General features: G+C 61.6%; 12 protein-coding genes. 7 read left to right on the top strand and 5 right to left on the bottom strand.

What is annotated here, in order from left to right:
• Positions 1–58: 58 nt before the first annotated feature.
• From nadC to AC0L2B_RS11945, 4 genes are all read right to left on the bottom strand, one after another.
• Positions 59–946, bottom strand: coding sequence for a carboxylating nicotinate-nucleotide diphosphorylase (nadC, locus tag AC0L2B_RS11960; RefSeq protein WP_473512887.1), 888 nt, complete (start codon positions 944–946; stop codon positions 59–61).
• Positions 943–2,490, bottom strand: a complete 1,548-nt coding sequence (locus tag AC0L2B_RS11955) for an L-aspartate oxidase (protein ID WP_473512886.1) — start codon at positions 2,488–2,490, stop codon at positions 943–945. The genes nadC and AC0L2B_RS11955 overlap by 4 nt, the downstream gene beginning before the upstream one ends.
• A complete protein-coding gene (gene nadA / locus AC0L2B_RS11950; protein WP_473512884.1) occupies positions 2,487–3,461 on the bottom strand; it encodes a quinolinate synthase NadA in 975 nt (324 codons plus the stop codon). The genes AC0L2B_RS11955 and nadA overlap by 4 nt, the downstream gene beginning before the upstream one ends.
• Before the next feature lie 65 nt (positions 3,462–3,526).
• Positions 3,527–4,489, bottom strand: a complete 963-nt coding sequence (locus tag AC0L2B_RS11945) for an NUDIX hydrolase (RefSeq protein ID WP_065010606.1) — start codon at positions 4,487–4,489, stop codon at positions 3,527–3,529.
• Positions 4,490–4,662: 173 nt separating this feature from the next.
• On the opposite strand from AC0L2B_RS11945, the gene panB reads away from it, so the two are divergent.
• The 4 genes from panB (at position 4,663) to AC0L2B_RS11925 (ending at position 7,957) form a co-directional block, all read left to right on the top strand.
• Positions 4,663–5,499, top strand: coding sequence for a 3-methyl-2-oxobutanoate hydroxymethyltransferase (panB, locus tag AC0L2B_RS11940; protein ID WP_473512882.1), 837 nt, complete (start codon positions 4,663–4,665; stop codon positions 5,497–5,499).
• Complete coding sequence (gene panC / locus AC0L2B_RS11935; protein WP_473512881.1) at positions 5,496–6,395, top strand: pantoate--beta-alanine ligase; 900 nt, start codon at positions 5,496–5,498, stop codon at positions 6,393–6,395. Before panB ends, panC begins: the two co-directional genes overlap by 4 nt.
• Before the next feature lie 112 nt (positions 6,396–6,507).
• Positions 6,508–7,233, top strand: coding sequence for a LuxR family transcriptional regulator (locus tag AC0L2B_RS11930; protein WP_473512879.1), 726 nt, complete (start codon positions 6,508–6,510; stop codon positions 7,231–7,233).
• A gap of 94 nt (positions 7,234–7,327) precedes the next feature.
• Positions 7,328–7,957 carry an acyl-homoserine-lactone synthase gene (locus AC0L2B_RS11925; protein ID WP_065010610.1) on the top strand — a complete coding sequence of 210 codons (630 nt, stop codon included), beginning with the start codon at positions 7,328–7,330 and terminating at the stop codon, positions 7,955–7,957.
• 1,067 nt (positions 7,958–9,024) lie between these two features.
• Here AC0L2B_RS11925 and AC0L2B_RS11920 read toward each other — a convergent pair.
• Complete coding sequence (locus AC0L2B_RS11920) at positions 9,025–9,414, bottom strand: hypothetical protein (protein ID WP_473512911.1); 390 nt, start codon at positions 9,412–9,414, stop codon at positions 9,025–9,027.
• A gap of 423 nt (positions 9,415–9,837) precedes the next feature.
• Between AC0L2B_RS11920 and queC the strand changes: the two genes are divergently transcribed.
• The 3 genes from queC to queE are packed head-to-tail and all read left to right on the top strand — an operon-like array spanning position 9,838 to position 11,623.
• Positions 9,838–10,536 (top strand): 7-cyano-7-deazaguanine synthase QueC, encoded by a 699-nt coding sequence (queC, locus tag AC0L2B_RS11915; RefSeq protein WP_473745481.1) that lies wholly within the window; start codon positions 9,838–9,840, stop codon positions 10,534–10,536.
• Positions 10,536–10,892: a 6-carboxytetrahydropterin synthase QueD gene (gene queD / locus AC0L2B_RS11910; RefSeq protein ID WP_065010611.1), complete on the top strand. Its 357-nt coding sequence runs from the start codon at positions 10,536–10,538 to the stop codon at positions 10,890–10,892. The genes queC and queD overlap by 1 nt, the downstream gene beginning before the upstream one ends.
• Positions 10,889–11,623, top strand: a complete 735-nt coding sequence (gene queE / locus AC0L2B_RS11905) for a 7-carboxy-7-deazaguanine synthase QueE (RefSeq protein WP_473512876.1) — start codon at positions 10,889–10,891, stop codon at positions 11,621–11,623. Before queD ends, queE begins: the two co-directional genes overlap by 4 nt.
• Positions 11,624–12,274 lie beyond the last annotated feature (651 nt).

Below are 12,274 nucleotides of genomic sequence, written 5' to 3'. Positions count from 1 at the left end.
CAGGCTCGCATGGAGCAGTTCCTGCGTCGGCGCGCTCCATCGGAGGTGGGAATGCTTTTCATTCCATCTCCATCAGTTCAAGCGCGCGCTGATGCGCCGGCATATCCAGGCCGATGTCGAGGATGGGCGCGCTGTGTGTCAGCCATCCGACTGAGATGAGGTCGACCCCCGTCGCAGCAATCAACGGAGCCGTTTTCGGCGTCACCCGACCGGAAGCCTCGGTGATGGCGCGGCCACCGACGATTGCCACGGCGCGCGCAAGGTCCTCAACCGACATATTGTCGAGCAGCACTGCGTCGACTCCCAGCGTGAGCGCTGTATCGAGCTGCTCAAGGGTCTCGACCTCGACCTCGATCTTCACCATGTGGCCTGCGGCGGCGCGCGCCCGCTCTATTGCCGTGCGAATGTCGCCGGCGATCGCGATGTGGTTGTCCTTGATCAGCACGGCGTCGTCGAGCCCGAAACGGTGATTGGCGCCGCCGCCGACGCGTACCGCATATTTCTCCAGCGCGCGCAGGCCGGGCGTCGTCTTTCGCGTGCACACGATCTTCGCCTTGTGGCCACGCACGGCCTCGACCATCGTCGCTGTGGCAGTGGCGATACCGCTCAGGCGGCACAGAAAATTGAGCGCCGTGCGCTCGGCCGTGAGCAGGCCTCGCGCCGGTCCGCACAACTTGGCGATAGCCTCGCCCGCCGCGACATCGCTGCCGTCAGCTCGCCAGATGTGCATGTCGATCGCAGGCTCGACGAGCATGAAGGCGAAGGCGGCCAGATCGAGACCGGCAACGATGCCCATCTGTCGCGACTTGAGCACCAAGGTGGCCGTGCGATCACGCGGGATCACGGCGTCGCTGGTCAGATCACCGCATCTGCCCAGGTCTTCGAGAAGAGCACCGCGCACGATCGGCTCGATCAGGGTTGAGGGAAGGGGTGAGAACGAATTCATGTCAGGGTGCTCCGTATCGGCGCCCGCCAGCTGAGTGCGACGGCGGTCTGTATTGCGCTGCGCAGTGTCAGCCGTGACTGGCGCGCATCTGCATCGCGTCCGGGGAAATCGGAACGACAGTGCGAGCCGCGGCTCTCTTCGCGCCGCAGGGCCGCAATGGCGATCATCAGCGCGACCAAGGCGGGGCCGGAGGTAGCGCTGTCGTGAGCTGCGATCGGCAACAGGGTCGCCACCCCGTCGCGTAGCGTCTCGCTATCGCGTATGATGCCGAGCGCGGCCGAGACGATTGGGCGGATGCCGGAGGCGTCTGGCCGTCGAGGCACGAACGCGGAACACACGCGCGGACGCCGGGTGTGTGATACGTCGGCGACGCTTTCAGCAACCCAGCTCGCTGTGACCGCCGCTTCGATAAGCGAGTTGCTGGCGAGTCGGTTCGCGCCGTGCAGACCGGTGCATGCGACCTCGCCACATGCCCACAATCCCTCGATGGAGCTGCGGCCGGCAGCGTCTACAGCAACACCGCCCATGTGATAATGTGCCGCCGGGCGCACCGGGATCGGGTCGATCGCGGGATCGATGCCGGCCTGGCGGCACAAATCGGCGATCGCCGGAAAGCGCTTGTCAAATCTGAGGCCGAGACATCGCCTTGCGTCCAGGAACACACGGCGTCCGGCAGCGAGCTGGTGCCAAACCGCGCGCGCAACCACGTCGCGAGGCGCAAGCTCGCCCCCGGGGGTTTCAGCGAGGAAACGCTCTCCTTGCTCGTCGATGAGCACAGCACCCTCGCCGCGCACCGCTTCGCTCACCAGCGGCATCGGCCGCCGCGGACCCTCGAGGGCGGTCGGGTGGAACTGCACGAATTCCAGGTCGGCGAACTCCGCCCCGGCACAGGCGGCGAGCGCGAGCCCCTGTCCACATGAGCCAGGCGGGTTTGTCGTATCGCTAAACAAGCCGCCGATGCCGCCGGTCGCCAGGACCGCGCGGCGCGTTGGCAAGGCGATTGCGCCCGTGCACCCGGCCGCGACCACGGCGATAATCGCCCCGTCTTCCACGACAAGCCGGCGGGCCTCCACGTTTTCCAGGATAGTGATCGAGGTTGTGCGCCGTGCCGCGGCGATCAGCGCGCGGACCAGCTCGCGACCGGTGGCATCGCCCGCCGCATGCACGATCCGCCGCTGCGAGTGCGCCGCCTCAAGCCCGAGCCGCAACGCGCCGTCAGCGCGTCGGTCAAATGCGACACCGAAGCGCTCTAGAGTCCTGATCGCTTCAGGTGCAGCTCGGACCGTTCGCCGCACCGTCGTCACGTCGCAGAGACCGTCGCCGGCCGCGACGGTGTCACAAAGATGAAGTTCGGGACTGTCCTCGCCGCCGACGCTTGCCGCAAGACCGCCTTGGGCGAGCTCGCTGCAGGCTCCGGTTCCCAGCCCCGCATTGGACAGAAGCACAACCGGTTCCGGCGCCAGATGAAGCGCCGTCATCAGGCCTGCCACACCGGCGCCGATGATGACCGGCGCCCCGCCGATGTCATGAACGTCGAGGCTCATATGGAAAGCATACGCTCGACCGAGCGGCGCGCGCGCCCTGCAATCCCGGGATCGATCCGAACCTCATGCCGGTTCTCCTCGAGTGCGACGCGAATGTTAGCCAGCGTGATGCGCTTCATGTGCGGACAGAGATTGCAGGGGCGGACGAACTCGACGTCGGGATTCGCGATCGCGACATTGTCGCTCATCGAACATTCCGTCATCAACACTACGCGGGGTGGTTTTTCCCGCTCGACATAATCCGACATGGCCGCGGTGGAACCCGAAAAATCCGCCTCTGTGACAACGTCCGGGGGGCATTCGGGATGGGCCAGCACGATGACACCCGGATGTGCGGCGCGCAGTTCGCGAATATCGGCCGGGGTGAAGCGCTCATGCACCTCGCAACGACCCTTCCAGGCGATGATCCCGACCTTCGTCTCGGCGGCGACGTTCTTGGCGAGATATTCGTCGGGCAGCATGATCACACGCGGCGCGCCGAGCGATTCCACCACCGCCTTTGCGTTGCCCGAGGTGCAACAGATGTCGGACTCGGCCTTCACGGCCGCGGAGGTGTTGACATAGGTGACAATGGGCACGCCGGGATAACTCTGTCGCATCAGCCGCACGTCTTGTGCCGTGATCGAATCGGCCAGCGAGCAACCAGCGCCCAGGTCGGGGATAAGCACGGTCTTGTCCGGATTAAGCAGCTTGGCCGTCTCGGCCATGAAATGCACGCCGGCAAGGACGATGACTTGCGCCTCGACTGTCACAGCCTTGCGGGCCAGCGCCAAGCTGTCGCCGACAATGTCTGCGACGCAATGGTAGATCTCGGGCGTCTGATAGTTGTGCGCCAGGATGATGGCATTGCGCTCGCGCTTCAGCGCAAGGATGGCTTCGATATCGTCCACGAAAGACGGCCATTCAATCGGCGGAATCACGCGCCGGACGCGCTCGTAGAGGAACGCGGCCGTAGGCAGCACGGCGCTCATTGATGCCCCCGCTTATACTCTAGTTGAAGATAACCGGCATATACTTGCCGTGAGTATAAGGGATGTCAACCCCGCGCCAGCGGCAATTTTGTCCCGGCGATGGCCCTTTCGTCGAGAACGGCGTGGCGGAAGCGGTAGAGCTTCGCCGGCCGACCACCGGTCTCCGCAGTGGTCTCACCGGTCTCCTCGACCAGTTCCTGTTGCTCGATCAGGCGGCGAAAGTTCGGCTTGTGGATGAGCCTGCCGGCGAGCGCCTCCACGGTTCGCTGCAGCTGCAGTAGCGTAAAGGTCGGTCGCATAAGCTCAAAGACAACGGGCCGGTATTTGATCTTGGAGCGCAGCCGCGCAATGCCCGTTGCCACGATACGGCGATGATCAGCGACCATAGGTTTGCTCGGCACCAGGGGAAGCGGCGTCTCCCGTCCGCTTCCGGCCTCTTGGACCAGGCCTGCTTCATAAAGTAACTCATATCGCTGAAGCACGAGCTCCTCGTTCCAATAACGGTCGTCGAAGCCAAAGGCGATCGCCGCCCGCTGCCGGCGTTCGCGTCGCGTGGCCGCGTCGCTGGCTCCGTCTGCCCAACCGATCAAGCGCGGTCGCACAACATCCAGCACCACCGGCGGGGTGCCGGAGCGGTGGTCCTCCCATGGAAAATAGTCGTACCAGCTTTGCCAGCCGCACTTGGATGAGCCCGCTGCCTGTTCTTTGCTGGTCAAAGCGAGATAGCTGATGGAGATGACGCGTTGCTGGCGTTCGACGCCGATTCGGTCCCGATCGGCGAAGGTGTAAAGCTGCTCGATGTACCCCAAGGGCTGGCCGGTCTGCTGCTCGACCCACCCCCTCAAACCGGATTGCGGCGACCGGTGCTCAAGCGCAAAAGGTCCGGACGGCAGGGTGTCAGCCTCGCCGATGGTTAGGAGACAGGGGTCACTTTCATTTACGGCCACGACGACGGCGATCAGGTCCACTTTGACTTGGTCCGCCTTGCCGGCTTTGTCTTTCCTGGTTCCTGTTGCCTGATCGTCCATGTTCGTGAAAGTGGTTGACCCGTGCCCGGGAGCCTTAATCGATTTAATGTAAGCGAGGCTGTCCGCACGTCAACACCGCACAGCTGCATGCCCATTTTTAGCTCTTCGCACTTGCACAAAAATGTGCCAAACGCGACACCTGCGGCGGGTAACGCTAGGGAAGGAGGGATGGGTTGAGCGCAGCTGGTGATCCAAAGGGAATTGCACCGCCGGATGTTCGGATGCGGAAAGGCCAGACTCCACTCGTCTGCCTGACGGCATATACCACGCCGATCGCCAGGTTGGCCGATCGACACTGCGACATCGTTCTCGTCGGCGACAGCGTCGGCATGGTCCTGCACGGCCTCTCGTCGACGCTGGGCGTCACTCTCGACATGATGATCATGCACGGCCAGGCGGTGCGCCGCGGTCTGGTGCGAGCATTGATGGTCGTAGACCTGCCATTCGGTTCCTATGAAGAAAGCCCCGAGCAGGCCTTCCGCAACGCTGCGCGCCTGATGGCGGAGACCGGTTGTGCAGCGGTGAAGCTCGAGGGGGGCCAGACCATGGCCGAGACGATCCGCTTCCTCGCCGCGCGCGGCGTGCCTGTCATGGCCCATGTCGGCTTGACGCCGCAGGCGGTCAATACTCTCGGCGGCTACCGCGTCCAGGGGCGGGGAGACGATGCCGAGCGCATCAGGCGCGACGCCGGTGCGGTCACGGAGGCCGGCGCTTTCTCTGTGGTGCTGGAGAAAGTGCCCGAGCCGCTTGCACGGCGCATCACTGCGGAGATCGCCGTCCCCACGATCGGCATCGGTGCCTCGCTCGCCTGCGACGGCCAGATTCTGGTCAGCGACGATATGCTCGGGCTTTTCAGCTCTTTCCGGCCGAAATTCGTCAAGCGCTACGCCGAACTAGGCGACCAGGCCGATGCGGCGATAGCGGCTTACGCCGCCGACGTGAGGGAACGGCGCTTTCCGGCGGCCGAACATCTCTACGCCAACGAGACGGAGGCCGGAGGCGTCACATGAGCGTGCCGATCGTTCGAACCGTTGCCGAGCTCCGCGCTGTTGCCGCGGGATGGCGTCGCTCAGGCACCCGTATCGCCGTTGTGCCGACCATGGGAGCCTTGCACGAAGGCCATCTGAGCCTCGTGCGTGCCGCGCTTCAGAAGGCCGAGCGGGTAGTCGTGACGCTGTTCGTCAATCCCAAGCAGTTCAACAGTGCCGCCGACCTTGCCGCCTATCCCCGGACGGAAAACGAAGATGCTGCCAAGCTCGTGCCGACAGGCGCACATCTGCTCTATGTGCCGGATGCAGACGAGATGTACCCAGCGGGCTTCGCCACGGCCGTTTCGGTGTCCACTCTCAGCGAGGGCCTGTGCGGCGCCTTCCGGCCCGGCCATTTCGATGGCGTGGCGACGGTCGTGGCCAAGCTCTTCCTGCAGACCGGCGCTGACTTCGCCTTCTTTGGCGAAAAAGATTTCCAGCAGCTTCAGCTTGTCAGGCGCTTGGTCCGGGACCTTGACCTCCCGATCACCGTGCTCGCATGTCCGACAGTCCGCGAAGCCGATGGTCTTGCCCTATCGTCGCGCAATAGCCGGCTCTCGCCAGCAGAACGCGCCATTGCCCCAAAGCTGGCTTCGGTCTTGCTCGACACGGCTGAGCGGCTTGCGCGTGGCTCTCCTGTCCTGCCCATGCTTGATGAAGCGCGTGCAACAATTCTGGCGACAGGCTTTCGCGAGGTCGAGTACCTGGAACTTCGCGGCGAAACAGACCTGCAGCCGCTAGCAAGGCTTGACCGACCAGCACGCTTGCTTATCGCGGCTTGGCTCGGCGACACACGGCTCATCGATAACGTCTCAACATCCCCGGTTGGTATGCGGCCAGGTGCGCGGCGTTCGCTTCACGGGGAAGCAACAAAGTAATGCCGGCGATGATGGCGACCAAATCGTCCGCGTCGCATCGATGCGGGGTCATTTAAACCCAGGTTTCCGTCTGGCGTCGAGCAACATTCGAGGAGGTGGCGCAAAGGGGCTAATGTATCGCGTATTCGAAAACTTCGTAGAGCAACTCTCTGCAAGCGTCGATGCGGTCGACCTCCATGAGGCGATTGCGTCCGCCGCAGCCGGCTTCGACTTTCCGCTCTTCGCCTATTTCAGTTACCCGTCGGTCTCCGGCCAGACGCCGCGATTGATTTCAAATTATCCTTCATCCTGGACATCGCACTATCTGCAACTGCGCTACCACAGCCATGATCCGGTGATCCTGCGCGGGCTGCAAGGCTGGGATACTTTTGGTTGGGGCGTGGATCGACCCCGCCAGTGTCTGCCGGCCTCGCAGCAAGAGATCCTGGAAAAAGCAGCTCACTTTGGCATTCGCGGCGGATTGACCATGTCCATGCATGACCACCGCGGCCGGTTTGCGGCGCTGACCTTTGCTTCCGACCAGTCCCGCCCGCCTCTCTTGCGGTCACTCACTCGCTACGAAAAAGCATTGCAGCTGGTCGCAATCAACTTTCATATACATGCCCGGCGCCAGCTCGCCGAAGATTGCGTGGTGGATGGCATAACGCTGACCCCGCGGGAGTTCGAATCCCTGAAATGGGCGGCGCGCGGTAAGTCCGCCTGGGATATCAGCCAGATTCTCGGCGTCTCGAAACGCACCGTGACCTTCCATCTGGAAAACGCCAAGGCAAAGCTTGGCGTGCGAACGATCAACCAGGGCATAGCACGGCTGACTGCTTCCCGTCAGTGGAGATCCTGACGCCTTTTGTTGGAAAGCTGTAAAGGTCTACAGGCTGCATCAATGTCGGCTTTGCTCTTCGATAGCGGGAACACATCCTGCACGGAGGCGACAGATGATGCAGCTGATAACACCTGAGCTCTATGGCGAGTTTCCAAACGAGCTCAATGAAATGCACGGGCTCAGGCATCGGGTCTTCAAGGAAAGGCTGGATTGGGAAGTTCAGACCGAAAGCGAGATGGAAACAGACGCATTTGACAGCCTGAACCCCGTCTATCTGCTTCTCAAGGGATCCGACTGGCGAATTTGCGGTTGCGTCCGTCTTTTACCGACTACCGGACCGACAATGTTGCGCGACACCTTTCCGATGCTGCTGGGTGAGACTGCGGCGCCCGCGAGTGCCCGCATTTGGGAGAGCAGTCGTTTCGCACTCGATCTCCCTCCATCAGCGCCTAAGTCTGGCGGACTGGCGCAAGCAACGTACGAGCTCTTCGCCGGCATGATCGAATTCGGCTTGGCGAACAATCTCACTCGGATTGTGACAGTGACCGATACGCGCATGGAACGGATCCTGCGTCTCGCAACGTGGCCGTTGTCGCGCATCGGACAGCCGAAGCCGGTTGGTAACACGGAGGCGGTCGCCGGTTTTCTCGAGATTTCCCACGCTAGCCTCAAGCGCATCCGCTGGAGGGGACGTCTGAACGGACCTGTATTATGGCAACCGGTTCTCGGCCTGTCGGCGTAGCGCTTAACGATGCTCAGCCTGACCAATGCTCCCGCCCGCGTGCGCTACGTACGGTTGATATGCTGGCCGGACGGCGTAGTGCGAAGCTTACGACTATTCCGGTCGATTCCCCCGCACGACCTGGGGAAGTTTTTAGGTGCAATCCGCAGTTCCAGCGTTGCCACGCCAAATGGCGCGCCCCGCCGCAGACACCCGAGTTTTTGGACACTGTAAAAGCCCGGATTTCTTTACGCCGCAAAAAAGCAGCAACTCCGGAATCGTTCACAAGCAGCCAAGGCCTGCACCGCTGGACGATTGCTCCTCTCAGCGGTGCCTTCTGGTACCAAAAAAGCCCCGGCGCTGGGTCGATGCGCCGGGGCTTTGGGCACGTACGAGCTACACCAACATGTCCGCTTCTGAACGTGCGCTAATAAAGTGAATGAATGGTGAATCGCGCAATAGCTCGGCGAACGGGGTTCGTATTCATGCTCCCACGTAAGAAGTGTTGCTGGCATGGATCAACGCTGCCGTAGGCCTAAGAGCCAAGGCTGGGGTGAAGCCCGCAGGATCGGTGAATGGCATGATCAGTTTGCCACCTGATTGTAAAGCACCAGCGGTAGTGTGCTGAGTTCTGCAAAATGGCGGGGCATTAGCGGTGACGTTGGCGTGTCCGTCGCGCAGCCCCGTGTTTAGCGGAGCGGCGGACATGGCGGGCCGCGTCTCAGGCGGCCAGTGCTCTCAGGCTCTCCTTCTTGTGCTCGCGCAGATGATCCATGTTGAGGTAGCGGGTCGCCTCGAGCCAGTTCTCGTGGATCTCCACTGATTGCGCGATTTTCCTGCTCGATTAACTGCAGAAGCGCGGCGTAACCGCCAAGCAGGCGCACCGGCGGAATATTTTCGCGCAATCCCTGTAACGTGAAGGAGAAGGTCACTTAGGAGGGCGGCTCGTGCGCGTGAGGTATATCCGAACGTGTGCAGCAGATCGTCGCGCTCTCCCCGGACACATCCGCGCGCCACAGAGCCTCGGTGGCCGGCAGCTCGGACGCGCAGATGGAGCCAAAAATCCACAGATGCATTCCGGTCATATGCTAGCTGCCAAGCATATGACCGGCATTTCGCAAGGCGCCTAGGAAGAGACCGGCATGGACGGTGATATCGATCTTGGCCTGCATTGACAGGGGCATGCCGGCCCAGTTCTCCAATGGCGAAATGAAATGTGAGAAAGTGCCATTGACCATGCAAGAGCGGGTAACAAGGCCTTGTCTGTCCAACGCGACCACGCCCGTCTGGTCGGCTCGATATCGGATGGCTGCGATCCGCTGGACCTCCGAGTCACCATCGACCCGCACGTCGAAAACCAGGACACCGTGGCTCCTCGTGGCTATCTCTGCGGCTTTTTGGTTGAAGCTTAGGGAGAGTGAGCGGACGCTTTCGACCGCCATCTGGAAAATCGCCAAATCCAGTTCATCCAACGCCATGTAGGCTATTGCGCGCAATATAGGGGTGATTGCAACGACGGATTCGTGTTCCAGATCGAACTGATCCTGAAGCAGGGCGCGCGCACTGTCCTTGAACTTGGGCTTCTGCACTTCCGCCGTTAACGAACTCCGTACCTTCCTCGTTACTTCGCCAATTCGCGTGTGGCCTATGCAAGCATCCCTAACGCAGATTGGATGGGTCATCTTCTTTCCCAGCAATGCCTCGAGGTCGCTTCGCATCTGTCCTTCTGAGCATATGCTTGGGTTTGGACATCCATGAAAGAGCCCGCTGTCGACGCCCGCTGCGCCACGGCACGTCAGCGATCAGACTCCACCGGGTTCACAAAGTTGACTCGCTGGGGTAGGGGGACCGCAGAGAAATCTCCGGTCGCAGCCTTACCCGGTCAAAACAAGGATACCACGATGAAGACTCTCGTCATCTGCTCCGGCGGATTGGACTCCGTTTCCCTTGCTCACAGCGTGGCAGCGGAGCACGAGCTCGCCGGCCTCCTGTCTTTCGATTACGGCCAACGGCACAGGAAAGAATTGGGCTTCGCCGCTCTCTGCGCGGAGCGACTGAACACTATGCACCAGATCATCAACATCCCCGAAATCGGCCGCGGCCTTTCCGGCTCAGCGCTCACCGATAATTTCGACGTGCCGGACGGCCACTACGCCGAAGACACGATGAAGATCACGGTAGTGCCGAACCGGAACGCCATCATGTTGGCAATTGCCTTCGGTCTCGCCACCGCGCACAAGGCCGAAGCGGTGGCGATGGCCGTCCATGGTGGGGACCATTTCATCTATCCAGATTGCCGTCCGGCCTTCATCGAAGCTTTCCAGATGATGCAAGACCGCGCGCTGGAAGGCTACGCAGAGATTCGCCTTTACACGCCTTACGTCAACCTCACGAAGGGCGACATCGTCCGGGATGGAGCAAGATGCGGAACGCCATTTGCGGAGACCTGGTCGTGTTACAAGGGCGGCGAGCGTCACTGCGGACGGTGCGGGACCTGCGTGGAGCGGCGCGAGGCGTTTCATCTCGCGGGGCACGCTGATCCTGCCGACTACGAAGACCCTGTCTTCTGGCTCGAGGCGCTGCGGAGGAGGAGCGCCTGATGTTCCGCATCACCAAGGAATTCCACTTCTCGGCCTCGCACCAGCTCACCTCTTTGCCGCCGGATCATCAGTGCGCACGCCTGCACGGGCATAACTACATCGTCGAAGTGGAACTTTCGGCGAAGGACCTGGACGCGCACGGCTTCGTGCGTGACTATCACGATCTGGCGCCGCTCAAACGCTATATCGACGAGAGCCTAGACCATCGGCACCTCAACGAGGTGCTGGGACATGAGCAAGTCACGGCGGAATACTTGGCCAGACATTTCTATGAATGGTGCAAGGCACGTCTGCCGGAAACCGCGGCCGTGCGGGTGAGCGAAACCCCGAAAACCTGGGCGGAATACCGGCCGTGACGGACACGCGTCCCGCAATCCGTGTGAGCGAGATATTTGGGCCCACGATCCAGGGCGAGGGAGTGCTCATCGGGTTGCCTACAGTCTTCATCAGAACCGGCGGGTGTGACTACCGGTGCTCCTGGTGCGACAGCCTCCATGCGGTGGACAGCCAATTCCGCCACGAATGGGAGATGATGCCAATCGATGCGGTGTGGCAAAGCGTCGTTGGGCTTTCCGGTGGCCGGCCAGTGATGGTGTCGCTGTCAGGCGGCAATCCGGCCATTCAGCCCTTCGGTGCGCTGATCGAGCGAGGCCATGGTGAAGGTTACCGTTTTGCGCTGGAAACCCAGGGTTCGGTGGTCAGCGACTGGTTTGCGGATCTTGATGTGCTGGTTCTCAGCCCAAAGCCGCCGTCAAGCGAAATGAGGACCGATTGGGCTGCATTCGAGGCGTGCATAGAAGCGGCGCAGCAGAAGCCGCAAATCGTGCTCAAGCTCGTTGTTTTCGACGAGAGTGACTACGCCTATGCCAAAGACGCCGCCGCGCGATTTCCGCGCCTTCCGGTCTATCTGCAACCCGGCAACCACACGCCACCGCGCCCTGGCAATGAAGACGCACCTGTCGACCTGGACGGAATAATAAAACGCATGGAGTGGCTTGTGGAAAAGGTGACACACGACAGGTGGTTCGAAGCACGCGTGTTGCCGCAGTTGCACGTTATACTCTGGGGAAACAGGAGAGGCGTCTAGTCGCGCCTGTGCGGGAATGCGCCCGCGGATTTTCGGTTCGACGGGTTGGCCGCCATTTGGCGGCGCTGCCGGGTACTTCCGGAGGTGCTCGATGCCGAGATGGTGCTGGGCGCTTCGAAAGTGAGCGCGCACCGGAGCGGCTAGGCTACCGCTCCGCTGTATTGTGGCCGCAAACTTTGGCAGCCATCTATCCATGGCGTGGATGGGCTTCATCGAAACAAACGATTTTCTCAACCTTCCGGAATCTCGCATTGACGTCAGCACCGGCACGCATCGACCATCCGCTGCCTCTGTCGCGTGAAAAGGGGCCCGAAAGGGGAAAAATCTTTGCATGACCTCAGACGTGCGCTGGAAATTGTCCTGGGAATGAGTTGCAGCAGGCCGACGATTTCGAATTGTCCGACCTCGATTTCTTAGCGGAGTCTTCCCCTCTCAGAACCGTTGAACGACCGGCGTCACCCAGGCCTAACTCATTCAGGCCAGTCCGCACCTGCCTCTTCCCGCAAAGAAATTCGACAGCCCATCTTTCCGCTCGTCGTTGCCGTCGCTGGTCGGCAAAGCTTCCGGACTGACCGGGGCTGACGCCGGAACTCCTCTTTCGGTTCGCAGACGCGAACACCGCAAATCACCAGTCGTTTCAGAGTCGCTTGC

The sequence above is a fragment of the Mesorhizobium sp. WSM4815 genome (assembly GCF_055811575.1).
This window is presented reverse-complemented; position numbering and strand designations above follow the sequence as displayed.

What these genes read in the sequence shown, in the direction of transcription:
- nadC (WP_473512887.1), bottom strand. Translation starts at nt 946, where the DNA reads ATGAATTCGTTCTCACCCCTTCCCTCAACCCTGATCGAGCCGATCGTG.
- AC0L2B_RS11955 (WP_473512886.1), bottom strand. Translation starts at nt 2,490, where the DNA reads ATGAGCCTCGACGTTCATGACATCGGCGGGGCGCCGGTCATCATCGGC.
- nadA (WP_473512884.1), bottom strand. Translation starts at nt 3,461, where the DNA reads ATGAGCGCCGTGCTGCCTACGGCCGCGTTCCTCTACGAGCGCGTCCGG.
- AC0L2B_RS11945 (WP_065010606.1), bottom strand. Translation starts at nt 4,489, where the DNA reads ATGGACGATCAGGCAACAGGAACCAGGAAAGACAAAGCCGGCAAGGCG.
- panC (WP_473512881.1), top strand. Translation starts at nt 5,496, where the DNA reads ATGAGCGTGCCGATCGTTCGAACCGTTGCCGAGCTCCGCGCTGTTGCC.
- AC0L2B_RS11930 (WP_473512879.1), top strand. Translation starts at nt 6,508, where the DNA reads ATGTATCGCGTATTCGAAAACTTCGTAGAGCAACTCTCTGCAAGCGTC.
- AC0L2B_RS11925 (WP_065010610.1), top strand. Translation starts at nt 7,328, where the DNA reads ATGATGCAGCTGATAACACCTGAGCTCTATGGCGAGTTTCCAAACGAG.
- AC0L2B_RS11920 (WP_473512911.1), bottom strand. Translation starts at nt 9,414, where the DNA reads ATGGCGTTGGATGAACTGGATTTGGCGATTTTCCAGATGGCGGTCGAA.
- queC (WP_473745481.1), top strand. Translation starts at nt 9,838, where the DNA reads ATGAAGACTCTCGTCATCTGCTCCGGCGGATTGGACTCCGTTTCCCTT.
- queD (WP_065010611.1), top strand. Translation starts at nt 10,536, where the DNA reads ATGTTCCGCATCACCAAGGAATTCCACTTCTCGGCCTCGCACCAGCTC.